The sequence below is a fragment of the Leucogemmata humicola genome (assembly GCF_055379415.1).
Window position 1 is genome coordinate 488,491 of record NZ_AP040875.1, and the last position, 23,958, is coordinate 512,448.

At 63.2% G+C, this 23,958-nt stretch carries 24 protein-coding genes; 9 read left to right on the forward strand and 15 right to left on the reverse strand.

Going from position 1 to position 23,958, the window contains the following annotated elements:
- Positions 1-8: 8 nt before the first annotated feature.
- The 3 genes from AC6H4Z_RS01885 to AC6H4Z_RS01895 form a co-directional block, all read right to left on the reverse strand.
- On the reverse strand, positions 9-617 hold the full coding sequence (locus AC6H4Z_RS01885; RefSeq protein ID WP_497545037.1) for a dihydrofolate reductase family protein: 609 nt from the start codon (positions 615-617) through the stop codon (positions 9-11).
- Between the two features lie 115 nt (positions 618-732).
- Positions 733-1,386: a TetR/AcrR family transcriptional regulator gene (locus AC6H4Z_RS01890; RefSeq protein WP_497545038.1), complete on the reverse strand. Its 654-nt coding sequence runs from the start codon at positions 1,384-1,386 to the stop codon at positions 733-735.
- A gap of 56 nt (positions 1,387-1,442) precedes the next feature.
- Positions 1,443-1,793 carry a hypothetical protein gene (locus tag AC6H4Z_RS01895; protein ID WP_497545039.1) on the reverse strand — a complete coding sequence of 117 codons (351 nt, stop codon included), beginning with the start codon at positions 1,791-1,793 and terminating at the stop codon, positions 1,443-1,445.
- Positions 1,794-1,901: 108 nt separating this feature from the next.
- On the opposite strand from AC6H4Z_RS01895, the gene AC6H4Z_RS01900 reads away from it, so the two are divergent.
- Positions 1,902-3,083 carry an endo-1,4-beta-xylanase gene (locus AC6H4Z_RS01900; protein WP_497545040.1) on the forward strand — a complete coding sequence of 394 codons (1,182 nt, stop codon included), beginning with the start codon at positions 1,902-1,904 and terminating at the stop codon, positions 3,081-3,083.
- Here AC6H4Z_RS01900 and AC6H4Z_RS01905 read toward each other — a convergent pair.
- The 8 genes from AC6H4Z_RS01905 to AC6H4Z_RS01940 form a co-directional block, all read right to left on the reverse strand.
- Positions 3,070-3,972, reverse strand: coding sequence for an aldo/keto reductase (locus AC6H4Z_RS01905; RefSeq protein ID WP_497545041.1), 903 nt, complete (start codon positions 3,970-3,972; stop codon positions 3,070-3,072). The genes AC6H4Z_RS01900 and AC6H4Z_RS01905 overlap by 14 nt on opposite strands.
- A gap of 66 nt (positions 3,973-4,038) precedes the next feature.
- On the reverse strand, positions 4,039-4,665 hold the full coding sequence (locus tag AC6H4Z_RS01910) for an ATP-dependent Clp protease proteolytic subunit (protein ID WP_497545042.1): 627 nt from the start codon (positions 4,663-4,665) through the stop codon (positions 4,039-4,041).
- Between the two features lie 7 nt (positions 4,666-4,672).
- On the reverse strand, positions 4,673-5,359 hold the full coding sequence (locus AC6H4Z_RS01915; protein ID WP_497545043.1) for a MerR family transcriptional regulator: 687 nt from the start codon (positions 5,357-5,359) through the stop codon (positions 4,673-4,675).
- Positions 5,356-6,054, reverse strand: a complete 699-nt coding sequence (locus AC6H4Z_RS01920; RefSeq protein ID WP_497545044.1) for a hypothetical protein — start codon at positions 6,052-6,054, stop codon at positions 5,356-5,358. The genes AC6H4Z_RS01915 and AC6H4Z_RS01920 overlap by 4 nt, the downstream gene beginning before the upstream one ends.
- Positions 6,055-6,121: 67 nt before the next feature.
- Positions 6,122-7,144, reverse strand: coding sequence for an MBL fold metallo-hydrolase (locus AC6H4Z_RS01925; protein ID WP_497545045.1), 1,023 nt, complete (start codon positions 7,142-7,144; stop codon positions 6,122-6,124).
- A 57-nt stretch (positions 7,145-7,201) separates the two neighbouring features.
- On the reverse strand, positions 7,202-9,841 hold the full coding sequence (locus tag AC6H4Z_RS01930) for an ABC transporter permease (protein WP_497545046.1): 2,640 nt from the start codon (positions 9,839-9,841) through the stop codon (positions 7,202-7,204).
- A 23-nt stretch (positions 9,842-9,864) separates the two neighbouring features.
- Positions 9,865-10,212, reverse strand: a complete 348-nt coding sequence (locus tag AC6H4Z_RS01935) for a PadR family transcriptional regulator (protein ID WP_497545047.1) — start codon at positions 10,210-10,212, stop codon at positions 9,865-9,867.
- Positions 10,213-10,302: 90 nt separating this feature from the next.
- Positions 10,303-10,884, reverse strand: coding sequence for a hypothetical protein (locus AC6H4Z_RS01940; RefSeq protein WP_497545048.1), 582 nt, complete (start codon positions 10,882-10,884; stop codon positions 10,303-10,305).
- A gap of 100 nt (positions 10,885-10,984) precedes the next feature.
- Here AC6H4Z_RS01940 and AC6H4Z_RS01945 point away from each other — a divergent pair, with 100 nt between their 5' ends.
- Positions 10,985-11,512, forward strand: a complete 528-nt coding sequence (locus tag AC6H4Z_RS01945) for an SET domain-containing protein (protein WP_497545049.1) — start codon at positions 10,985-10,987, stop codon at positions 11,510-11,512.
- 1 nt (position 11,513) lies between these two features.
- Here AC6H4Z_RS01945 and AC6H4Z_RS01950 read toward each other — a convergent pair whose 3' ends face one another.
- Together AC6H4Z_RS01950 and AC6H4Z_RS01955 are read right to left on the reverse strand one after the other, a co-directional pair.
- Positions 11,514-12,152, reverse strand: a complete 639-nt coding sequence (locus tag AC6H4Z_RS01950) for a hypothetical protein (RefSeq protein WP_497545050.1) — start codon at positions 12,150-12,152, stop codon at positions 11,514-11,516.
- A 127-nt stretch (positions 12,153-12,279) separates the two neighbouring features.
- Complete coding sequence (locus tag AC6H4Z_RS01955) at positions 12,280-13,260, reverse strand: glycosyl hydrolase family 18 protein (protein WP_497545051.1); 981 nt, start codon at positions 13,258-13,260, stop codon at positions 12,280-12,282.
- A 144-nt stretch (positions 13,261-13,404) separates the two neighbouring features.
- Here AC6H4Z_RS01955 and AC6H4Z_RS01960 point away from each other — a divergent pair, with 144 nt between their 5' ends.
- From AC6H4Z_RS01960 to AC6H4Z_RS01985, 6 genes are read left to right on the forward strand one after another with little or no spacing between them, the layout of a single operon-like run.
- On the forward strand, positions 13,405-14,100 hold the full coding sequence (locus AC6H4Z_RS01960; RefSeq protein ID WP_497547001.1) for an RAD55 family ATPase: 696 nt from the start codon (positions 13,405-13,407) through the stop codon (positions 14,098-14,100).
- 33 nt (positions 14,101-14,133) lie between these two features.
- Positions 14,134-14,592: a BTAD domain-containing putative transcriptional regulator gene (locus AC6H4Z_RS01965; RefSeq protein WP_497545052.1), complete on the forward strand. Its 459-nt coding sequence runs from the start codon at positions 14,134-14,136 to the stop codon at positions 14,590-14,592.
- A 2-nt stretch (positions 14,593-14,594) separates the two neighbouring features.
- Positions 14,595-16,568, forward strand: coding sequence for a tetratricopeptide repeat protein (locus AC6H4Z_RS01970; protein WP_497545053.1), 1,974 nt, complete (start codon positions 14,595-14,597; stop codon positions 16,566-16,568).
- Positions 16,565-17,794: a glycosyltransferase family 2 protein gene (locus tag AC6H4Z_RS01975; RefSeq protein ID WP_497545054.1), complete on the forward strand. Its 1,230-nt coding sequence runs from the start codon at positions 16,565-16,567 to the stop codon at positions 17,792-17,794. Before AC6H4Z_RS01970 ends, AC6H4Z_RS01975 begins: the two co-directional genes overlap by 4 nt.
- Position 17,795: 1 nt before the next feature.
- Positions 17,796-17,975 (forward strand): hypothetical protein, encoded by a 180-nt coding sequence (locus AC6H4Z_RS01980; protein WP_497545055.1) that lies wholly within the window; start codon positions 17,796-17,798, stop codon positions 17,973-17,975.
- Positions 17,975-19,786, forward strand: a complete 1,812-nt coding sequence (locus tag AC6H4Z_RS01985; protein WP_497545056.1) for a polysaccharide deacetylase family protein — start codon at positions 17,975-17,977, stop codon at positions 19,784-19,786. The genes AC6H4Z_RS01980 and AC6H4Z_RS01985 overlap by 1 nt, the downstream gene beginning before the upstream one ends.
- An 18-nt stretch (positions 19,787-19,804) precedes the next feature.
- Here the strand turns inward: AC6H4Z_RS01985 and AC6H4Z_RS01990 are convergent, their stop codons facing one another.
- A complete protein-coding gene (locus tag AC6H4Z_RS01990; protein ID WP_497545057.1) occupies positions 19,805-20,299 on the reverse strand; it encodes a hypothetical protein in 495 nt (164 codons plus the stop codon).
- Between the two features lie 330 nt (positions 20,300-20,629).
- Between AC6H4Z_RS01990 and AC6H4Z_RS01995 the strand changes: the two genes are divergently transcribed.
- Positions 20,630-22,516: a serine/threonine-protein kinase gene (locus AC6H4Z_RS01995; RefSeq protein WP_497545058.1), complete on the forward strand. Its 1,887-nt coding sequence runs from the start codon at positions 20,630-20,632 to the stop codon at positions 22,514-22,516.
- Positions 22,517-22,525: 9 nt separating this feature from the next.
- Here the strand turns inward: AC6H4Z_RS01995 and AC6H4Z_RS02000 are convergent, their stop codons facing one another.
- Complete coding sequence (locus AC6H4Z_RS02000) at positions 22,526-23,869, reverse strand: hypothetical protein (protein WP_497545059.1); 1,344 nt, start codon at positions 23,867-23,869, stop codon at positions 22,526-22,528.
- Between the last annotated feature and the right edge of the window lie 89 nt (positions 23,870-23,958).

Here is a 23,958-nt window from a genome sequence, read left to right on the forward strand (position 1 = left end):
AGGATGCCCTACGACTGTGCCGCGTACCGGAGCATGACGTTGCCCGCCGGAAAGGACTTCGCTTCCAGCAGCTTCAGGCCGATGCGCTTCGAAACGCCGCTGATCAATGAACGTCCGCTGCCAAGCAAAACCGGACTGACGACGAACATATATTCGTCGATCAGACCGTGCTCTGTAAGCTGCGATGTGAGCGCGCCGCTGCCAAAGATCATCATGTCCTTTCCCGGCTCGGATTTCATGGCGGCGATCTCGCGCGGATTCAGCTCGTGAATCAGCCGCGAGTTCTTCCAGGTCACGTCCTTTTTCGTTCTCGAGAACACGATCTTCTTGGCGTCGTTGATCCACGTAGCCATGGCGCGCATGCCCTCTGTGCGTCGCCCATCGACGTGAGGATCGGGCGCAGTGCCGGAGCCGTCTAGCACCGTTGGCCAGAAGCTCTCGAACTGATCATACGTGCGTCGCCCAAACAGTATCGTGTCCGTCCCGGGCATCGAGCCGACTGCGCCCTTGTCGAGTTCCTCATCGGGAACGGCCCAATCGAGCGCGCCTTGGGGAGTAGAGAAGTAGCCGTCGACCGTGACTCGGTCGAACGCGAGAATTCGTCGCGTAGTTGTCATTGATGCATTCCTCGTCTGTCGGGTGATGAGCCGGTTGTGTGTATCGACGTTCGAGCCGGTGCTCATCGGACAGTCAGCAGCGTGCAGGCGACGACGTTGGCGCGCGCCGTTGAGGCTACGTCGCGCGTTTGCGAACTGCGCGCGGAGGGTTCGGCGACAGCCCAAGCACCGCATAGATCATCCGTCGCATGATCGGCGCGACGTCGTGCGGTGTGCGGTCCTTTCCGGCGAGCGCGTGGAAGCTCGCGAAGCTCAGAAGCACGAACAGAACGTTCACCACCTCTTCGTGCGGCACGATCGGTTTGATTTCCTTGCCGAATCGTCCCACCAACTCCGCGAGACCGGCTCTGCGACGCTCGTTGCGGCCCAGCATCGCAGATGCGAGCTCCGGATCCGATGCGCCGGCGGCAGCCAAGCGCTCGTGCGATCGGCGGCTGAGCGTCCAAAACCGTCCGAAGAGTGCGATGAACTCGTCGAGCGCGACCCGTGGGTTCGTCTGCGCGAACACCGCTGGCAACTCGGCCAGAGGTCCGTGAAGGGCGAGCGAATCGAGCAGTGCCTCTAGCAGGCCGGCTTTCGACTCAAATTGGTTGTACACCGTCATTCGCGACACGCCCGCCCGGCGCGCCACGGCATCGAGCGAGAATGCCTCCGCGTCGGTGTCTTCCAGGAGCTGACGGGCCGCTCCGATGATGCGGTCGCGCCCCGCGTCGACCGACTTCTGTCGCTCGACCGGTGTGTAAGTCCGGGGCGCTACACGGCGCGGCATTGGGCCCGATGACGGATGCGCATCGTGCCCAGTCTAGCGCGCCCCGCGCGCCGCGCCTAGCCGGGATGCGACAACCGGCCTGCCATTGGCATGGATGCCATGGCGATCGCGAGATGCGATACGCGGACGATCCAATGAAAGTCGCCGGGCAAAATGTGTTGCTGCGTGAAGCCGACGACCGCGACCACGACGCCCCACGCGATCACGACGGCGGCCAGGCGTGTTTTCTGGCGCCGAACGAGGGCGAGCGACGCGATCGTCCACAGCGTGACGACGAACAGCATGCCGCCAATTCGATGGACGGGAACGAGCCCGTACCAATGTCCGGTCCAGAAGCCAATGCCCAGCACGATCTGAATCCACGCCAGAACGCGCAGGGTGAGAAGTGCGATTTTGGGAAACGACACGAGAGCCTCGCTAGACAGTATGTCCAACGAAATTAGACACACTGTCTAACGAAAACAATCGCCCGCATGGGCCCTCGCGGGACGGCGGCGAAGTCGCCATAATCCCGCATGACTGATAAGATGACCTTACTCGTCCGGGCGCCCCGCCTGGCCCTTTGTGCCCTCGGCGCGTTCGCGCTCGCCCTGGCGACCGCCTGCGGCGGAAGCGGTGGCGAGACCGCGGCGCCGACCGTTCCGGTAGAGAAGACCTGCCAGCAGGACCCCACCCAAGCGAAGTGCATCGTCACTCCACCGGCCACGACCACGACGCTGCGCGGGTTAGCGGCCGCCAAGGCTCGGTCGTTCGGTGTGGCCGTCGACGCCACCTTCTTCGGAACGAGTCCCGCACAGTACGACACGGTCGTCGCGCGCGAGTTCAACTTGCTCGTCGCGGGCAACGTCATGAAGTGGAGCTCGATCCATCGCGACTCGCGCTACGCGTACCGCTGGGCGAATCCCGACGCGATGCTGTCGTTCGCCCAAGCAAATACGATGAAGGTGCGCGGCCACACGCTCGTGTGGTATCAGCAGAATCCGACCTGGCTCACCGGTACGACGTGGAATGCAGAAACGCTCAAGGTCGTTCTCAAAGAGCACATCGACAGCGTAGTCGGACACTACAAGGGAAAGGTCGTCGCGTGGGACGTTGTCAATGAAGCGATCAACGACGGCAACGGGACGCTTCGCGTGACTGGTTCTCCGTGGGCAGCAACACTGGGCGCGTCGTACATCGATCTCGCCTTCCGCGAGGCGCGCGCAGTCGATCCGGCCGCGCTGCTGTTCTACAATGACTACAATCTCGAGTTTTCCGGCGCGAAACAGGATTCGGCATTCGCGTTGGTCAGCGGAATGAAAACGCGCGGCGTTCCCATCGATGGCATTGGCTTCCAAGCGCACTTTCAGGTCAACAGCGACGGGACCGGAGTGCCATCAAAGGATGCGCTCGTGTCGACGTTCAATCGATTCGCCGCGCTCGGACTCAAGATCCACATCACGGAGCTCGACATCCGCGTTCGCACACCTGGCGCAACCGCGGCCGAGCTCACGGCACAGACGCAGGGCTACGCTAACGTCGTGTCGGCGTGCCTCGCGGTAAGCGCGTGCGAGGCAATCATCGTGTGGGGATTGAACGACGGGGAATCGTGGGTGCCCGGCACGTTCCCCGGCTACGGTCAAGCGTTGCTATTCGACGACTCGTTCGGCCGAAAGCCGACGTACACCGCGGTAAGCGGAGCGCTCAGCGGAGGCTGAGCGCAGACATATCGTCGTCGCTGAGCTCGAGCACCGCGGCCGCGATGTTCTGCTCGACGTGCTTCACCTTCGATGTGCCGGGAATCACGAGCATCGCTGGCGAACGGGCGAGCAACCAAGCGAGCGCGATCTGCATTGATGGTACTTCGTGCCGTTGCGCGACACGTTCGATCGCATTTCGTGCTTCGGATTCATCGCGGTCGATCGAGCCGGCGCCAAGCGGAAACCACGGAATGAACGCCATCGCATTCCGCTCGCAATAGTCGACGACATCATCCCACCGACGCTCGGCGAGGTTATAGATGTTTTGCACCGAGACGATCGGCACGACTTTCCGCGCGCGGTCGATCTGATCGACGGTCACCTCTGATAGACCGATGTGCCGTACGAGACCTTCGCGTACGAAGTCTGAGAGCACACCGAGCTGTTCGTCCTCCGGCACTTTCGTATCGATGCGATGTAGCTGCCAGAGATCGATGCGGTCGACCCGCAGACGCTTGAGGCTTCCTTCGAGCGCCGAGCGAAGGTATTCCGGCTTGCCGTTCGTGACCCACTTGTCCGGACCGGGCCGCTCGAATCCGCCCTTCGTTCCAATGACGAGCCCCGCGGGATACGGATAGAGCGCTTCAGCGATGATCTCTTCGGAAACGTGCGGCCCATACGAGTCGGCCGTGTCGATGAATGTCACGCCCAACTCGACGGCACGTCGAAGCACGCGGATACATTCGGCGCGATCCGCGGGCTCTCCGAACACACCGCGACCCGTGATCCGCATGGCGCCATAACCCATGCGGTTCACAGTCATGTCGCCTCCGAGAGAGATCTCGCCGGCGCTCGCTGCGGGAAGGAACGATGAAACGGAATGGCGAACGTCGCCGATATCGGTCACGCGAAACTCCGGAACGGGCTGAATGGCGGGCGCAAGAACCATTCCGACCGTGTACTCACATCGCCGCTAGTCGGCCGCCATCGGCATGGCGTCGCTGATCGGATCGGCTTTCTCGATCACGCGATCGACCAGGCCGTAGTGCTTCGCCTCGCTCGAGGAAAACCAACGATCACGCTCGAACTCACGCTCGATGCGCTCGAGTGGCTGACCCGTGTGCTTTCCGAGTAGTGCGTACAGTCGTTCGCGATTGTGCAGAATTTCCTTCGCCATGATCTCGATGTCGGCCGCCGTTCCGCGACCGCCGCCGCCCGACGGTTGATGCATCATGATTCTCGCATTGGGCAGAGCGGCGCGACGTCCCTTGGCGCCCGCGGCGAGCAGAAAACATCCCATGCTCGCCGCCATCCCAACGCATGTCGTGCAAATCGGCGACGTCAGGTGCTGCATAGTGTCGTAGATCGCGAGTCCTGCCGTGACGACTCCTCCCGGCGAATTGATGTAGAACTGAATCTCCTTGCCCGGCGCATCTGCTTCGAGAAAGAGAAACTGCGCAATGAGAATGTTCGCGACGTCGTCATTGACCTCGGTGCCGAGGAAGACGATCCGGTCCATCAGAAGCCGCGAAAAAATGTCGTAGGTTCGCTCGCCGCGCGGCGAACGCTCGATCACATAGGGGACATGCAGCGACGACATGAGTTCCTCACGAGTATTTGACGGTTCCAAGAGCGAGCGCGAAGGCTCGCACGAGTGCATCAGCTGCCTCCGGTGATTGAAGCGCGGCGTGTGCGGCAGGAATCACACACCACGCATTCCCCGGTAGCGCCACGACGGTCGCGTCAGTCGTGACACGCGCGACATGTTTCGCAGAACGGCTCCCGAGTGGTCGCATGTCGCGCGTCACCTCGTATGCGGGCTTCACATCGCGCACCGCGTCGCGCGCGCGCGCGTCGGCAACGCGTGCAGCGAGGAACTCCACTGCCGTCGCCTCATCGGCGCCGCGGATTGCATCGCGCGCTTCGGCGAGCGTCACGAGACCGAGATAGCCAGCCAGTCGCGCACCTGCCACCTGCCAGAGATGACGAACGTCGTAGCGGGCAGAGATCGTCTTGCCCACGGGCGGATCGATAATGTCCTTGCGACGATAGTAGTGCACCGTGTTCACGCTGACGTCGGCAGTGACCGCGGGATCGAGTTGCAACGCGGCGACGCAATCGCGCAGAAGTCGCACGAGGTCGTCCACCTCGAGCGGCGTCGTTGCGTCGGGAACGGCGACTCGCCTCCACCGTTCGATCTCTGCGTGCGCACGCGTGACAGCGTCCGAGCGCACAGGCGTGGTCCGACGTGCGGCCTGGCCACGATGCGCCGTTGTCTGAACGCGCCGCGTCATGGACGCGCCGCCGGGCGTGCCGGAGCGGTTTGCTCTGCCGGCTTCGTCGGAGCTTCTTCGATCGCCGCCTCGCTTCCAACAACGAGGCGCATCTGAATGACCGTGGCCTCCGTCTCGAGCGGACCAAGGGACATCGGCATGAATTGCTGATCGGAGTGTCCGGTCAAACCAGTGCCGGCGGCTTGGTCGAAGTGCGGTTGCGTGTCGCGCACCACACCGGGAAAGCGTGGCGAGTACAGCGCGTCGATCGTTGCCGGCGTTCGCGGCGCGCCGCCGAGGGAACGCATCGGTGACTGCGACGGCATCGAGATCGACGGCATGTCGCCGCGGTTGTTGCCGCCGGGAAGTTCACGGCGAAAGCTCGCGTCGATCAGTCCGAGCGCATCATTGTCACGTCCGCCATCCGGCCCGAACGCGGCTTCGTCGCCCTCGGCCGCAACCGTAAAGCGGCCGTCTTCGCCGTCGTCGACCGGACGTTCGAGGTCCATCACGCTCCACGGTCGGAGCACGAGCCCTCCGCTGGTGACGCGACGACCGTCGATCGCAATGTCGGCCACACAGAACAGTGGACCGAAATTGCGAAGCCTCAGACGATAAACGGTTCCCGGTCTGGCGAGCACGTGGCCCGAGTCGAGTTCACGAACGCGAGCGTATCCGGACGGAACGACTTCGACGGCGAAATCACCGCGGCGCATTGGAGGTCTCCGAGAGCGTCTTTCAGAGACTACAATGGTACAACAATGGTGTCAATATGGCCTTCGCCTACCGATTCGGCCGCCACCACGGCGTCGGACCGTCGAGCTGGGCGGGCTCGACCGGTCGGCCGAGCACCGGCGTGATTACGCGCGCACGCGCCGCTTTGGACAGCGACATCAGTGTCTCGATGGGCTCGTCCCATGGATGAAGCCCGAGATCGAACGTCGCCCAATGAATCGGGAGCAACGTTCCGCCCCCGAGCATCTCGAGTGCGAGCAGCGCGTTCGCCGGTCCGAGGTGAATCGATCCCCACGCCGGATGCCACGCGCCGATTTCGATCATGCTTACGTCGAACGGCCCAAACCGACGACCAATCTCGGCCAGTTCGTCAGTGAGTCCGGTGTCGGCGGAAAAGAAAATTCGGCGATTCGCCGTCGTGAACACGAACGACGACCAGAGAGTTTTCTTATTCCTATCGAACAGGCCGCGTCCAGAAAAATGCTGCGCCGGCGTCGCGGTCAGCGTCAGCGTTCCTCCGGCGACCGCGTGCGTTTCCCACCAATCCAGTTCGGTGATCAGCGCGGGATCGACGCCGAACCGTTCCAACCGCTGGCCGACTCCGAGCGACGTCACGAACGGCACGCGCATTTGCGCGAGCTCGCGAATGCTCGGTGGATCGAGGTGATCATGATGATCGTGTGAGAGCAGCACGACGTCGATCGGCGGCAACTGAGCGATCGTCGCCGGCACCGGATGGAAGCGCTTGGGTCCGGCGAAGGACACGGGCGCCGCACGCGGCCCGAATACCGGATCGGTCAACACACGAACGCCATCGATTTCGATGAACAACGTGCTGTGTCCGAGCCACGTCATCCGAAGTCCAGACGACGACACCGGCGTGGCCCACGTCGCCAACGGACTCTCGACAGGTATCGTGATCCGCGGCTTGCGCGCCCCGCCACCGAAGAAGAAATCACGCAGCACCGGCAGCGTATTTCCCTGAAGGTCGGCTGTGGCACCGCTCGTATTATGAAATCGACCGTCGCGGAATTGCGGCGAGGATTGAATGCGATCGTGGCGTGTGGGCATTCATAAAACCTCGCGACTGTGCCAACCACATCCAATCCGGCGCCAAGTGGCGCCTGCCTACTCGCCGCGAAGGGAGGCGACGAGCGAAATCCGCGTAGCACGTCGAGCGGGGATCCAGGTCGCCGCGAGCGTCGTGGCGACGAGAAGCAGGAGCACCCCCGCATACGTCACGGGATCGAACGTGCCGACGGCATAGAGGTACGGCACCAGTGCCCGCGTTCCGACTAGCGCCAAACCAACACCAATGACTGCACCTGCGGTAACGCCCTTTGCGCCGGTGGCAATGATGAGTCGAGCGATCGAGCCACTGGTCGCGCCGAGCGCTGTGCGGATCGCCATTTCCTGGGTGCGTCGACTTGCCGCCGTTGCGGCGACGCCGTACATGCCGACCGCCGCGAGGAATGCCGCGAGCGCGGCAAACAGCGAGATGAGTCCGGTGCGAAAACGATCGTCAGCGAGTGACGCCGCGACGAGGCCATCCATCTCGTACATGCGACTCACCGGAACATCAGCCGCCACGTCGCGAATCACGCCGCGGATCGCGGTCGGCAGCGTCGATGCATCAGCCGTCGTTCGCACCACGAGCCACGGGTCGCTATTACGGATTACTTGGCCAAGCGGCGCGTAGACGGTTGCCGCGGTCACCTCGACGAGCTCGCGAAGCTTGATGTCGCCCGCGACGCCAATCACGGTGCGCCACCGTCCCATCCACTTGATTCGCTTTCCGACCGCACTCTCCGTCGGCCACTCTCGGCGCGCTAGTGAACGACTTACGACGACGACAGGCGGCGTGTCGCTCCGATCGGCGTCGGAATACGCGCGTCCTTCGATGATCGGAATGCCGAGCGTCGTGAAGTAGTCGCCAGAAGTCATTCGGCGCTGTGCTTCGGGATCGTGCGCACCGGGGGCAACGGTGCGTCCTTCCACCGCGAACGAGCTGCTGCTCGATCCGCCGGAGAAGGGCGGGACCGACGTTGCCGCAACGCCGACGATTCCAGGCAGGTTTTGAATTCGCGAAACGACTTCGGCATACAGCGCGCGAAGGCGTATGGTGTCGGCGTACTGTGGCTGAGGAAGTCGGATGCGCACTGCGAGCAGATGCTCGGTGCGGAAGCCCGGATCGACGGCGGCGATGCGCTCGAAGCTGCGTACCAACAGTCCAGCTGCGACAAGCAGCACCATCGACAGCGCGACCTCGCACGTGACCAGCAACCGTTGACTACGACCTCGTCCTCGCGGGCTCTGTCCACCAACGCGGAGGGCGGCATCGTTCGACCGCGACAACACCAGCGCCGGGACGATCCCGAAGATCAATCCAGTCGCGCACGAGATCGTGAGTGCGGCGAGCAACACGCGTGCGCCCACCCGGACGTCGGCCAATCCGGGAATCCATGGCGGCGCAAAGCGAACGACCAACCCGGTGCCCGCATAGGCGAGCAGTGCGCCGAGCGTTCCGCCTGCGATGGCGAGCGCGATGCTTTCTGTGAGGAGTTGGCGCACGAGTCGCGCACGACTCGCACCGAGTGCCATTCGAGCACGTAGCTCTGCATCGCGACTCGACGCTTCGCCGATGAGGACCGTGGCGACGTTCGCACATGCGATCAACAACAGCAGCCCTGCAGCGGCGAGCAGAATCAACAACGGGCGTCGGATTTCTCGGGTCTGATCGCCTTGTAGTGTCTCCAAACGCACGCCTCGCTCTGGCGAACCATTGCTGGGAGTCGAGTCGAAAAAGCGCTTGCTCTCGGCGGCGGCTGAGTTGATCGAGACGCTGCGCTTTAGACGGCCGATTGCCCAGAAGTCGTTCCATCCAGCGTGTGAAGCCGCTTCCGCGTTCTGGCCAACCGGTAACCAATACGAGGCCGGAGCCGAGCTTCGTTCGAGCGTGAGCCCGCGAGGTAGAACGCCAATGATCGAGACGCGCGCACTGTCGATCTGTACGCGCTTGCCGATGATCTGCGCGTCGCCAGCGAAGCGGGTGATCCACGCTTCGTGACTGATCAGCGCGACGCGTTCACCACCGACCTTGTCCTCGCTTGGTGTAAAGTTGCGTCCGAGCTCGGGTTGCACGCCGAGCACTGGTAGGAGCGACGCGCTCGCGTGAATGATACGGAGCTCCTCGGGAGCGTCCGTGCCGCCAACGATCGTTGATGACAGAGTCCAGATCGCGACGTCGTCGAACGACGTTTGCATCGCCGCCCAGTCGCGAAATACCGGAATCGAGATGCCACCGCGATCCCACTGTCTCGCGCGAACGGGGTTCAACTTCAACTCCGGGCGTGTTTGCCAGACAGTGATTACACGATTCGCGTCGGGGAAGGCGATCGGTTGGAACAGCACCGCATCGGCGATACTGAAGATCGAGGTCGCAGCTCCGACGCCCAGTGCGAGTGTGCCAATCGTAACCGCGGCGAAAACGCGTCGACGGCGGAGCATGCGAAGGACGAACTGCAGGTCCTGTCGAAGCGCATCGAAGAGGGCGATACCAGAGACGATGCGGCGCTCTTCAGTGGCGTAGGTGACGTTTCCGAATTCTCGCGCAGCGCGGCGTAGCGCGTTCTTACTGTCGCCGCGATGCTGTTGCTCCAACGTCTCGAGCTCGAGGTGGTGCTCTATCTCCGCATCGAGCTCTCGGCCGTATGCATCGGGGCGCAGCAGCGCGCGAAGCCGGTAACGGAGCGCATCGAAGAAGGACATGAGCGCGAGAGTTGGAGTGGAGGTCAGGCGCGGTCGAGCACGCGCGCGATGGCCCAAACTGCGCGATCGTAGCCGGAAAGCTCTTCGCCGAGTTGTTTCTTGCCGGCTGCTGTGATGGTGTAATAGCGCGCTTTCCGTCCGGTGGGCGACGGCTCCCAGCGCGATGTCAGCCAGCCCTTCTTCTGGAGTCGCTCGAGCGCCGGATACAGCGACCCCGCTTCGACTTTGAGCGTATCGTCGGTCAGCCGCTTGATGTGCTGCACGATGGCGTAGCCGTGCATGGGCTGCAGCGTGAGCGTGTGCAGAATGAGCATGTCGAGCGTGCCTTTGAGGACGTCGCTCTTTGTCGAAGCCGCGGCTCGCTTGGCCACCGTGCTTCCTCCGGCGTGATATATAGAATAGCTACTATCGATGGTAGCTATTCTATATATCGCGCCGAGTTCCTGTCAATCTCGGTGTTTTTACTTGGCGGCGGCGCGGAGCGCGGCGATCGAGGCGGGGCGCAATCGGAGGCGCGCAGGGTTTGCCAGAATCCACTGAGCCGACACGCGATCGGGCAACGTCGGTGACTCGATCCGCCAGCCCCACTGCGTATGCACTACCACGAAGGTGTCGATGATCGGCTGTGACTTCGGCTTGAAGACGAAGCCAACACTATCCTGAGTCATGTCGCCGATCTGCTCTGACCGAACGAGGAAACGCGCCGTGCTATCGTTGCGATCGAGCACTGTCGTTGCGCTCGTGCGAATCGCCGTGAATTCGTCGGGTCCGGGCAGATGTCCTGGGCACGTATACGCCGTGTCAAGCCAGCGATTGGTCTCGAGGAATTGTCCGCTGCTGTCACGACGAACGTATGCGTCGACCAGTGCCCGCGGATCGGGGTTCGCGCTCGCTTTCACGAACTCACAGCCTTCGGCGGAATCGAGGTACGCCGGCTGCGTCGCCGCACGCGGTGCGCCCGCGGCCTGCACTTTGGGATCTTTCGTTCGATCGCACGCGGCGATCGCGAGGCAGCTGACGGCGACGAGAGCGAGTCGGTTCATGGAACAGATAGTACGAGAGCCGATGCCGCGCGGCTAGAAGTGCAGCGCTGCATGGACCGCGCGTCATCGACTAACCTTATCGCAACGAACCGCCGACCTCGTGATCTCTCTTCCAAGCCCCCGCCAACTCGATCGGATTCCCGATCCATCGATTCACGTTCGCGTTGCGCCCTCGCGCATTGGCTCAGGCCTGTTCGCGCGCAAGTCGTTCGCGCTGATGGAGCCGATCATTCGGATCAGCGGTCGAGTCGTCAACTACGAGTTGTTGTGGGAGCGAGGCGGCAAGTTCCTCGACAACTGCATTCGCTTTGGCCCCGAGACCTATCTCGATCCGGGCGACGGTGTTGGGCGGTACATCAATCATTCGTGCGCACCGAACACGGCGATTCACAAATCGCGGAATCGGCTTTTTCTCATCGCCACGCGGCGCATCGCGCGCGGCGATGAATTGGCCTTCGACTACTCAACGACCATTGGCGACGACGACATCTGGACGATGCGCTGCGACTGTCGCGAGGCCGAGTGTCGAAAGCGAGTCAAGCGTTTTGGCTCGCTTTCGTCGGACCTACAGCGCCGCTATCGCGACGGCAACTTCGTTCCGAAATACATCCTCGACACGCTCGATTGAGCTAGCGGTACAGAACCTGACCGTTCAGTTGTACGCCACTCCGCATCAGTGACACGAATCCCCAGATGAGCAAGTCGACGATGCGTTCATCGCAGAGTTCGGGGTCATTCGTGATGCGTTCGCGAAACTGATCGATGGCGGGGCGAAGCAGCCCCTGTCCGATGATGCGTCGATATTCGCCGCGAAGGAATTCGTAGAATTCGAGGAGTGCGTCGAGTCTCGCTTCGAACGGCCGATCGCTCGCCGGTGGAATGAAGAAGTAGAACGACGTGACGTGAGTGTCGTACACCGGTTCACGCGAGTCGACGGTGTTGAGCAGCTTTGTCGCGAAGGAAAACTGCAGCGATGAGCGCTCAGGTGTGTCGGAGAGCATCGCGATGTCGCGCACCGCGGCTTCGTCTGCGGCCGCGCCGCTGACCTTCAGCGACTGCATGTGCTCGAAGTAGCGCTTGTAGAACAGACCACCGAGGCGCGACAGGCTCATACGCCAGTAGTCGCGATACATCTGTTGGAAGTCACGATCCGTAGCGACATCGGCGTCGCGCATCTTTCGGCGTAACTCTAGATAGCGCGGGACGTCGCTGATCCGACTCAGTTCATCGATCACCTCGTCGCGATGATCGTTCATCAGGCGGTACACTTGCGGGCCTCCGTTCAGATCACGTTCCGTCGCCGAGCCGGCGAAGGAATTTTCCGCCGAGCCCAGCGATGATGAAGCATAGCAGGGCCTGAGCCACGTCTTTGTGATCTTGGTTACGAAATGGAGGCTACCGCCCGAGTGATCGCCAGGTCGCCGGGTCTTCCAGTCCGATTCGCCAGAGTGCCAGGCGCTGAACGCCGGCGTCCTTCGCCTGGCGCGCGAGCGTCGCGAGCAGGTCCGCGTCGCTCACCCAGAGTTCCCACTCTCCGTTCCTGACCGCGCGCAGTGTGCGCGATGCGGGATCGCGCTCCAGCGGAACGTGCGCTTCAGTCGAAAGGCGTTTAGCGTCGGCGAAGCTCACGATTTCGGCCGATTCCTTCTTCTTTAACGACCACCGATAGCCGTACGTCGGGAATGCGGCGACGACGCGCGCAGCACCAACCTCAGCGATGCGCACCGCGAGCGCTGCGCGCACCCAGTCGGGCGAGGAAATCGCTCCAGGGCCGGACGTCGACCAATGCTGATCGTACAGCATTGGCATCACTAGATCAGCGACGCCGACGATCGGCTTTGCTGGGTACGCGGTGGTATCCGTTGCCGGAATGGCCACGGCGATCGTCGCAACGCCATGCGCGTGCGCAGAATCAGCAATCGCCTTCACGACGCGAAGCAACAGCGGAAGATCGCGCGCCTCGAGCGCTTCGAAGTCGAGAACTAAGCCAGCATAGTGCATCGCTGATGCATGTTTCGCGATCGCACTCGCGGCACGCGCTCGTCGTGCATCATCGTTGCCCAGTGCGCGAATCGAGCTCGGATGAAATCGATCGCCGTGCCATGACGTCACAATCGCCATCCGCCTGAGCCCGGCGTGCGACAACCGCATCGTATCCGGAAAGAGCGACGGAAGAATTGGTTGCGCCGTTGTGCTGTCGAGTCCGATCCATCCGGTGACGGCAACGTCGAGATGCGCCGCATTTGCGCGAAGACTCGAATCACTGCGCGCGTCCCACGGTCCAGTGAACGCCCACAGTTCAGTCTTCGGCGGTGTGTGTGGCGCCGACGTTACACCGAGGGTCATCACGACGAGTGCGCTGAAAAGCCTATTCATGATGTTTCCCGATCGCTCATGATACGGCACGTGAATTGAAGGGTTCGTCGCGCTGCTCGCTAGTGAAGTGTTTGCCTCAACCATCGTGCCAGCCTCGTCATCCGGTCACTAAGCGAGACGGGAGACTCGACCATTCACTGTATCATCCGCAGCGGCGTCGCTTTGCTCGACGATTGGCTCACCGGCGTTCGCGACGGTGGGACACATCTGCTTACCGGTGGACCGGGAAGCGGCAAGAGCACGATTGCGCTGCACTTTGCCGATGCGGCGTTGCGTCGCGGAAAAACCGTCGCGATGCTCGTTCACTCGCGCGCCGATGATGTAAAGTCGCACGCGCGATATCTCGGCATCGACATCGATACCCCGCTGCGCAACGGACGGTTGTTGTTGCTCCGCTACCGCTCGGACTTTGTACACTCTGCGACACACGTGTCGTCCTTTGCCGAGGTCATCGACGATCTCGCGCGCGTGATCGAACCGCAGCGTCCGGTGCGCATCGTCCTCGACACGTTTTCACCTTTCGTGTCGGGAGCGGCGCCTCACACGCCCGTCGTGGCTGCGCTCGCTGATCTCCTCGAGAAGAGCGGAAGCACGTCGCTGCTCACATTCCCTGAAGAATTGTCGACGGGATACGATCGTAGTCTGGAGCCGCTAGTCCAGGGCGCGTCGGCGATCATTCGTTTGCGATCGGAGGAGGGAGGTGTACGGCGAGCCGAACTGATGAGTCTGCGCTTTCCGCCACCGCTCGCGACGACTACGCGCTTCGTCATCCGCCAGGGCGTGGGAGTCGTCGGCGAGCACGCCGTCCGCGGCGACCGACCGATGCTACGCATACCATAAATGCGTTACGCGCTTCTCTTCGCTCTGAGCGCGATGCTTCTCACAGCTGGCACGGTCGTCACCTTCGACCGCATCAGCATCAGCGGCGTGCAGCCGCGGCCCGATACGCTTGCGCGTCCGTTCGCCGATACGCTGCCCTCATCGGGCATCGTCACGCCGGCGAATCCAACTGCCGCAGACTACGCGCGTTCCGCGGACGCCGATCGGGCATGGCGCGAGAAGAATGCGCGTCAGTACACATTGGCCGAGTTGCGCGCACGAGGCGATGGAAAGCGCTCGGCGCGCGACTCGGTGCAGGACCGTGTCTTTGAATTTTCGAAGAACAACCAGCGCCGTGAGGCGATCGCCGAGCTCGAGCGATGGGTCACCGCGCATCCCTCTGATACCGATCTGCTGCTGTCGCTCGCCAGACTGCTCTCGGAAGACGGACGCAGCGACGCAGCGATCGGGCGATACCGACAGATTCTCGCACTCCACCGTCGCGGGGAGTAGCCATGAGACAGCGGGCCTACTTCGCGAGCGCTTCGCTCGCCTGCCTTGTCGTCCTCACGACGTTGGTCGTGTCGTCGCCAGCACGCGCGCAGCGTCGTCCCGCCGGCGACGCATCGGCAAAGTCGGCCGCGAGCACAGTCGTCGTGCGCGCCGAGCTGGCCGCGGTGCTGTTGCAATCAAAAAAGTATGATGACGCCGCTCGCGAATATCGCGCCTTGCTTGCGAGCGACGGATCGAACGTCGACTATCGACTTGGTTTGGCGCGTGCTCTGGCGTGGGGCGACCGGCCGCGCGAGGCAGAGATCGAACTGCGCGCGTTGCAGGCAAAGCATATACAACCTGCGTCAGTTGACAGCCTTCTGCGTTCCGTTCGTGACGCCATGGAGCCACGCGCAGCCGAAGCAGCGACGTGGGTGGCCGAGCGGCGAGACTACGCGCCGTATCGTCTGGCGTACGCGCGTGCTCTTGCTCGTGAGCACTACAACTGGATCGCGTCGGCACAGTACGACACGCTCATTGCAGGCGCCGGTGAGGGGAAGATTCCGGACGTCGCACTCCTGCGCCGCGAACAGGCTCGTACACTAATCGATGCCGGCGATCTCGCGGGTGCCGTTGCTCGGTTTCGTGATGTGCTGCGTCTCGTTCCAAACGATACGGCGGTACGTCACGAGCTAGTCAACGTTCTGTTGATCGCGCATCGCAAGGTCGAAGCGCGTGCGCAGTACGACACGCTGCTGGCGCGATGGGCGACGGCAACACTCTACGCCGAACGCGCACGGCTTCGACTCGAACTGGGCGATCAGACAGGCGCCGAGTATGACCTCTTGGCCGCTGTCGATCACGGCGCGACGTCGCCAGCGTATCTCATGCTCGGCGACATGTACCGAGCACGTGGCGAGTTTGCAGCGGCGGAGGAAAAGTATCGCGGTGCGCTCACGCATCTCGGTAACGGCGGCAACAGCATTGAGATTCGACAGTCGATCGCTCAGCTCTCACGCGAGGAACGGCCCGTCCCGGCGTTCGTGCCAGCTGTCGGCGACGATCCTGGCTGGCGCATGAGCACCGAAGGCGTGAGCGACAACCTTGGTGTTCACTACGTCGCGTCAACGCTCGGCGGCGCCGCGTCGTTGGGCGACGCTACGCGTATTGGTGTTGCCGTCATACATCAGTACATCGCCGAGCACTCGTCGCTCCGCGCGCTGGATCTGAATGCGTACGGCGCGACCGGGTCACTGTCGAGTCAGATCGAGTACGGTCCGTTCCTCGGACGTCTTGGAGTTTCTGGCGGCGCTATCCGTCCGCCTGAATCGCGTTCGATTCCGATTGGCACCGTCGTCGCGGCCGCGTGGCTGAATGCGTGGGAACTCGCGTTCGAGTCATCGACCGGGCCAGCATATCCATCTTTGTTGACGACCGCGGCGCTCCGGCCATTGAGCGGTGCCAGCGACGACGTTCTCACCGAGCGCGCGTTTGACGGAACGCTCGGTGGACCGATCGGTGCCGCCGACATCGCGGTCACGGCGCAACAGTCGCGACTGAGCGACGGCAATCGTCGAGTGACGCTTCAAGCGTACGGACGATATCCGCTAGCTCAAGGTGTGTCGTTCGTCTACGGCGCGAATCGTGTGACGTTCGCCGACCGGAGCACGCGATATTGGGATCCGCTCGACTACGTCGGGCAATCAGCGGGGTTTGAGTTTGCGTCGCGCCCGTTTCGCGGATTCTCGTGGGCCGCGCGCGCGCTCCCCGGAGTAGCATGGAGCAGGGAAATACCTCCGCCGTCGATCGTCGATGGGCGTGCGACGCGACGATCGACGCAGGTCGTCACGCGATCGGCATTTCAGGTCGCAACCGGCGGAGAAATCGCGTGGCGTGAACCGTCGTGGGAGGGAACTGCCACGGCGAGCTACGGTATCGGCCGCGTTGGTGAGTATCGCCGACTCGGTGTATCGCTCGGCGTTCGGATCATTCCGTGAACGTTCTCGCCGACGGCGACAGCCTCGTCCTTCAGATCGGCGTCGCATTCGTGCTGACGTTCCTGGTCGTACTGATCGTTCGGTACATCCTGCTTCTGTGGCTCGGGTTTCTTCATCACATCGAAAACCGTGGACTCGCTCACGAGAAAACGCCCGAGCCGCCGGTCACGATCATTGTACCGGTGTACAACGAAGAGACAGTGATTGGCGCCGCGTTGCGCAGTCTCCTCGAGTTACAGTATCCGTCGATTGAGATCATCGTCGTCGATGACGGGTCGACGGACCGGACGCTCGAGCGCGCGTCGATGCTCGAAGGACGCTACGGCGATTCGATGCTTCGCGTAGTCTCGAAGCGCAACGGCGGAAAGGCGAGTGCGCTGAATACGGGAATCGCGCTGGCGCGCAATGCCTATGTACTCTGCATGGACGGTGATTCCCGTCTCGACGCGGGAACGCTGCGCGCCGCAATGCGCCACTTCGCCGATCCTCGAGTCGGAGCGGTCGCCGGAAATGTGAAGGTCGTGAACCGTGACAACGTGTGGACGCGTCTCCAGGCGCTCGAGTATCTCGAAGGCCTCAACATGGCACGTCGCGCCCAGGGCCTCTTGCGTGTCGTGAACATCATTCCCGGTCCGATGGGCGTCTTTCGTCGCGACGTACTCCAACGTGTCGGCGGATACGACACGGATACGTTCGCCGAGGATGCCGACCTCACGCTCAAGATTCTGACGGCAGGCTGGCACGTTGCCTATGAGGAGCGCGCCATCGCGTACACGGAAGCGCCGGAGCAGTTCGTCGATCTCATCAAACAGCGATATCGCTGGACGCGCGGAATTCTCCAAGCGCTTCGCAAGCGCCGAGCGTGGCTGACGTCGCCGCGGCGCGGGGGAATCATCTGGTTGTCGCTTGTGGCCATGCTGTTCGAGTCCGTTCTGTGGCCAGTGATGAATGTGGTGGGGAATCTGCTCTTCACCGTCGTCGCATTGTCGGTTGGCGCCGCAACGGGAGTGATCTACTGGTGGGTGTTGTTGACGATGCTCGACGTTGCTGCCGCGCTCTATGCTGTGGGAATCGAGGGAGAAGAGCTGCGACTCGTTCCGTATGCAGTGCTCTATCGCTTCTTCTTCATCGCGATGATCGACGTGGCGAAACTGTTTGCCACGGCGGAAGAAGTGGCGCGCGTGCGAATGACATGGGGAAAACTCGAACGCGTCGGGAGGATCTAACATGCGCATCGACACGCTGCTGTCGACGATCATACTCGTGTCGTTCCTGGTGACGATTCTCATGGCCATCGGCAGCTATGCGGCGTACAAGCTGCGCGAGCGCCGGCGTCCTCACGCAGAGTCGCGGCCGGACAACGGCGAATCCCTGTACTTCGAGCGCATTTTCGCCGACGAGCTCTAATGCGAGTAGGTGCAGCCGCCCTCGTGTTCGGTGTTCCCGCGGTTGCGGTCGTCCTGGTTTCGGCGGCGGTCACTCTGCGGCGGACGGAGGCGGCAACGCGTCCGCAACCAGCGCGCTTCTCGGGCTCAACCGTCGTGCAGCGTCTGCCGTCGCTGCTTGCGTCACCAAAGCTCGGCGAACCGATTTCGGTCGCCGTCATACGCGATGAATCAGCGGTGTCGTTCTACACGTCCCCCTCGGAGTTCGATGCCATCGTGGCGCGGTGGCGCGAGGCGCTCGTCGCGATTGGCGCAGACGTTCGTGTTCTGTCGCCAGCTGCCGCTCGGGACGCGGGGGTGCGCGTCATCGTCGTTCCGTCGTCACCCTGCCTGTCGGTTGCAACGCGCGAACTCATCGATGCGGCGAGCGTGCGCGGAACGGGCGTGATTCTCACCGGCGCCGCCGGGACCTACGACGCGGGCTGCCGTCCGCTCGGGTACGGCCTGATCATCGGCGCCACCGGCGCCGCGAGGGCGGAGGTTCTCGAACCACGCGAAATGTCGTACGTCACGTTTCCCTCCACGACGGTGCTGTCGGCGGACATTCCACCCGGCGCGCGCCTCGACATCAAACCGGGGCGACAGATTGCTCTGCGCAGTCGAACGCGCGACGCCTTCTATTCCGACTACTCACTCCAACCGGAGCCGGCGCATCGCGATCCACTGCTCGACGCGGCACTGACTCACGCGACGACGGGCACCTCGCGCGTCGTGTACTGGGGTTTCGAACTCTCTGATGTCGCTGATCGACCGTGGAATCGCGCGGTGGCGCGGCTGCTCGTCCGGAACTCGGTCGCATGGGCCGCACAGGAGCCTTTGGCGACTGTCGAACCATGGCCGGGCGGCAAACGCGGGGCTGCGTCGATCGCGCAGGATGTCGAGAGCGGTTTCGCCAACGCGAGGTTTGCCGTCGATTCACTGCGCGCTGCCGGCGTGCGTTCGACCTTCTATCTCACTTCGGAGCTCGCCGCGCGGTACGAACGCCTATCGCATCGCCTGGCCGAGTCCGATGAGATAGGGACGCACGGCGAGAATCATCGTCTGCTCGGCGGGTTATCGGGCGCGGAGCAACGCATTCGCCTTGGCACCACCCAAGGCGAGTTGCGTCAAATCATCGGAGCCGACGTCAACGGACTTCGGCCGCCGGAAGAACAGTTCGATACCGCGACGATGAGCGCCTGGCTCGCGTCGAAAGGGAGCTACCTGTTCGGAGCAAACGACTCTCGCGCGGCAGCGCCGGAGCTCCTTCGCGTCGGCGTCGACACACTGGTGCTCGTCGGACGAGTAGGCAGCGACGACTTCGCCGCGGTGGCGCGTCGCTCGCCGGTGCCAGACACCCTAACGTCGATCTTCCTTGGCGAATACGAGCGCGTGCGCGCGCTCGGGGGCCACTACGTGTTGAGCTACCACTCGCAGGTGCTGGCGCGCGCCGACCTAGTGCCGTCGCTCGCGGCGGTTGCTCGGCATCTCGCCGCTGACACTGCCGTTTGGGTGGCGGCCGTCGGGGACGTGGCGGACTGGTGGAGAATTCGGTCGCAGGTGAGACCGCGGGCGACGATCATCGGAAGTCGAATGCAGGTGATCGTTCGCAACGGGAGCGATCAGATCGCGCGTGATGTCGTCATTCAGATCGCATTGCCGGACGCCAAGCGGGCCGTACACGCTGACGCCAAGCTTCTGCCGAGTAACTCCGCCACGGTGCGGTTGCTCATGCCGCCTCTTTCGCCTCACGGAACGAAGATCGTGACCGTCGTTCTCGCTGATGTGAAGTGAGGGGCGTGCGTCGCCAGGCTACGTCCCTTCGTGGATTCCGCCGCCGACAGCGAGCAGCGCCACGGCGAGGCCAATGACCCCGAGCGTCACGTACGATCCAAGTCGAGCCCCGGCTCGCAAACCAACGCGCGGGGGACCGCCGATGAACGTCACGTCGGCGCCTGCCCAGGCGCCAATGAGGTCGGCGTACCCGGAGCCGGTCGTCGCAGTGATCCCGTAAGCATCCCGATGGCCGCTTCCGCCGACACCGACGACTCCAACCGACAGGTCGCGATACGAGCTGCCAGAAAACCATGTTCTCGACCGCGCATTGAGGGAAAAATGGCCTTCGCCCGCGGAGTAGGCCGCGGAGACGCTGCCGCCGATTGCGTGCGTCTCGCTTCGATTTACCATGCCGCCGAGCTCGAAGCCGGCATGCGCGTCGCCGCTTCCTGACGGCCTTTCTGGGCGCGGCAGCCAGAGACTCGCGCCGATTGGGAGCTCGATGATGGCAAACGAACCGCAGTCGCGCATCGGTCGGCCTCGAACACAAAACGCGCTCGCCGGAGGGTCGGCTCGGCGCGCCGACGGCTCCTGGGCTGCAAGGCCTCGAACCACGGCAAAGCTGGTCGCGAGGACGATGGCCAGAGTCCGCAGCGATTTATTAGAATTTGCTAAGAACATTCTCGCATTGTAGCTGGCGGACCGCTGGCGCAAAAGCCACCCGGTCGAGGCCGGAAAAGCCGGGCTGCCAGGGCCGTCAACCTCGCGACGCCAAGACTCTTAGATCGTCATTGCTGCGGACAGCGCGCCGCGGTATATCACGGAGACCACCTAGCTCCCGCCGGGCTCAAAACAGACCGAATGTCGCACGACGAAATCGCACAGATCGGGAAGTACCAGATCCTCGGCCAAATCGGTGAGGGGGCTATGGGCGTTGTGTATCGCGCCCTAGACCCGGTCCTCAACCGATCAGTCGCCATCAAGGTGATGAGCGACGCGCTGGCGCGGGACAACGATCTGCGCGGGCGGTTTCTGCGCGAGGCCCAGTCGGCAGGATCGCTGCAGCATCCAAACGTCGTCACGATCTACGACTTCGGTGAAGTGGACGGGCATCCATTCATCGCAATGGAGTTCGTGCAGGGGGCCGACCTCGACGAGATTCTGCGCGATCGCCCGCAGCTCTCTCCGATTCAGAAAATCGACATTCTCGTCGACGTCCTGAACGGGCTCTCGTACGCGCACAAGCGCGGCATCATCCATCGCGACGTCAAGCCGGCGAACATCCGGATCGACGAAGATGGCCGCGCGCGTATCATGGACTTCGGCATCGCGCATCTCAGTTCGTCGAGCATGACGCGAACGGGAATGACGATGGGCACTCCGGCGTACATGTCGCCGGAGCAGATCGTCGGCGGCGCGATCGGTGCTCAGAGCGACGTGTTTGCCGTTGGCGCGGTGATGTTCGAGCTGTTCGCCGGCTCGCAGGCGTTCGGCGGCGAAACGCTGCAGAACGTGATGTACAAGATCGTCAGCGCGCCGGCGCCGGCGTTGACCGTCGACATCGGCAGCTCGCAGCAACTCTTGGCTGCGTCGAAGGCGCTTGGCGGCGTGGCGGCGCGCGCGTTGGCCAAGGACCCCGCTGACCGTTTCGCGACAGCGCTCGACATGGCCGCCGCGTTGAGCGAAGTGCGCGCGCGCCTGGCTGAGGGGTCGGGCATGTCGGGAACGACATCGCTGCGTGCGACGGTTGCTCGGGCAATGGCGAACACGTCGGAAAATCGGGTGGTGCAAGAGACGCGTCGGCGGCGCAACATGACCGTCGTTGCCGGCTCCGGAATCGCGGTAGTGGCCGTGGTCGGCGTGCTCGTTGCCGTGCTTTCCTCGATCCACGGAAAGGCCCGAGTCGAGTCGACTGCTGCGGCGCCCGTGGCAACCGCTCCGGCCCCGGTGTCGAGCGCTCCGGTCGCAGCCGCACCGCAACAGCCAGCGACGCAACCGGCGGAGCCTTCACCAGCGACGCCCGCACCGGCGAAGCCCGCCGCAACAACGGCTTCGACGAAAGAGTTGGCGCTCGTTCGTGAACTGCAGTCGACCGCGCTCGAAGCGCGCCGACGTGCAGCCGAGGCGGGCGCGTCATCGGCGCAGCTCGATAGCGGCGACGCGTATAGCCGCCTGGCGAGCAAGCTGTTGTTCGACGGAAAAACGACGCAGGCGGGTGAGCAGTTGGGCCGAGCCACGACGTCGTGGAACGCTGCGGAGCGAGCCGCTCGTGCCGCGAGCATCGCACTCGCGTCGCGCACGTCGGTTGCTGAATCACCGAAGCCGCAGGTGTTGCCGCCGCCGGTCGCCGTTGCAGCGCCGCAGCCACAAGCGCAGGCAGCGGCACAACCGACGGCGCCTCAGCTTCCTCCACCGCCGCCCGCGAATCCGGCGGCGGATATCGGAGCAGTGGTCAGCGCATACGCGCACGCCATCGAGTCGCGCGACCTTGCCACAGTTCGTCGTGCCTATCCGGGAATCACCGCGGGACAGGCGAAGGGCTGGGAGCAATTCTTCCCCACGCTCCGGTCGTTGCGCGTCACCATTTCGATCAGTGGACTCGACGTCAGCGGCGCGAACGCCGACGCCAAGCTCACGGGCGCGTACGACTACGTCACCGACGGCGGTAAGACCGAACACCAACCGGTGTCCTTCCAGGCGAGCTTCCGCCGGGAAGGAGCGGTGTGGCAACTCATATCAGTTCACTGATAGCACGACCTAGAATCCGAATTCCAGTCCGGTCGTGTAGGTGATGTTCGAGCGCAGGCCGCCGCGATTGAGCGGCACGAGCGCATTTGCCAGAATCGTGAAGCCGTTGCCCGCCGAGAACTTGAAGCCGAACGATCCGCTCACGAGATCGTCGGCGATGTCGGGGATGGACGTCGGGATGATCGTGCGCTTGAAGGGATAGTCGTACTGCACGGGCGCTGGCAGAACGAGCTTCGACCGTCCAACCTGTAGTTCGCTCACGAGATCTGCAGCGAGCGTCACGCGATCGGCCATCAGGTTGTCGAAGCCGATCGTGGCGAGCACGGCATCGTTCTGCGTATTGCCGGATCGGTAGATGTAGCCGGCATTTCCGTGCGGCGAGAACGTGCCGAAACGGCCCGAGATGATCGCCAGGCCGCGTGCGGTGAACTCTCCAGAGCCGAGCAACTGGTCAGCGTCGCCGGTGGCAAAGCGCGCGTCGGCCAGTAGCGCGACGTTGGCGCGTTCCGTCGAACGAATGCCGATCTTGGTTCGCACGGAGACGTCGCCGAGGCCGAACGCGGATCCATCGACGTCGCGGCTTGCTTGCAAGACGGGATTTGCTGGCGTTCCGGCGAAAAAGTGCGCCGCAGTCGGGCCGCCGAAAGGAATGATCTGCGCGTCGCTTCGGCCATGCATCGACGTCGAGACGAGCGGCAACACGATGCCGACGTCGACGTTGTCGAACAAGCCGTATGTCGCGTAGATCGAGTTCACATTGACGTTGATGTCCATGTCGAGCTTGAACTGCATGATGTCATTCTCGAGCAGCGGAATGCCCATCAACTTGCAGTTTCCGCCCTGAATCGAGTCGCACCCGGCGAAGTCGACGTTCTCGTGCGTGAAGTACAGTTCGATGTCGTGGAGGTCCACGCCGCGGAGCGATGTGAAGTGCGACGAGCTGCGACCGATGCCAACCGCGGTACGACCACGCCCAATGGTCTGCGCACGCTCGGCGAAGATCGGTCCTGCGGACGGCGACGTGCGAACGGGGACGCCGGCCTCGAAGCGGAAGCTTTCACCGCCGCTGGTCGAGCCGATCGGCGCATTCGATACATTGCCGGCGATCGCCGTGGTGAGAAATGCGATCAGCGATCCGTTCTGCGATACTGCCGATGGAATGAAGTGCGTTCCGTGCGCCTGAATCGACGCCGGGTTGTTCGGGTCGGCTGATCCCGCGAGGAAGAGCGGATCGTCGCCCGACCCGAAGATGAACAGCTGATCGATCTTTTGACGAAGGCCCTGCGCCCGAACGCTGGGCGCGAGGACCGCGAGCAGACTGAGTACAGCGAAGGCCAAGCGGCAGCGTCGCATGAGTCCTCTGGGAGGCGAGGGAGGAGCCGTTCACGCACGGCGAGACGGGAACGAGTCCCGTGGATGCGACGAAGCTATCGGAGTTGGGG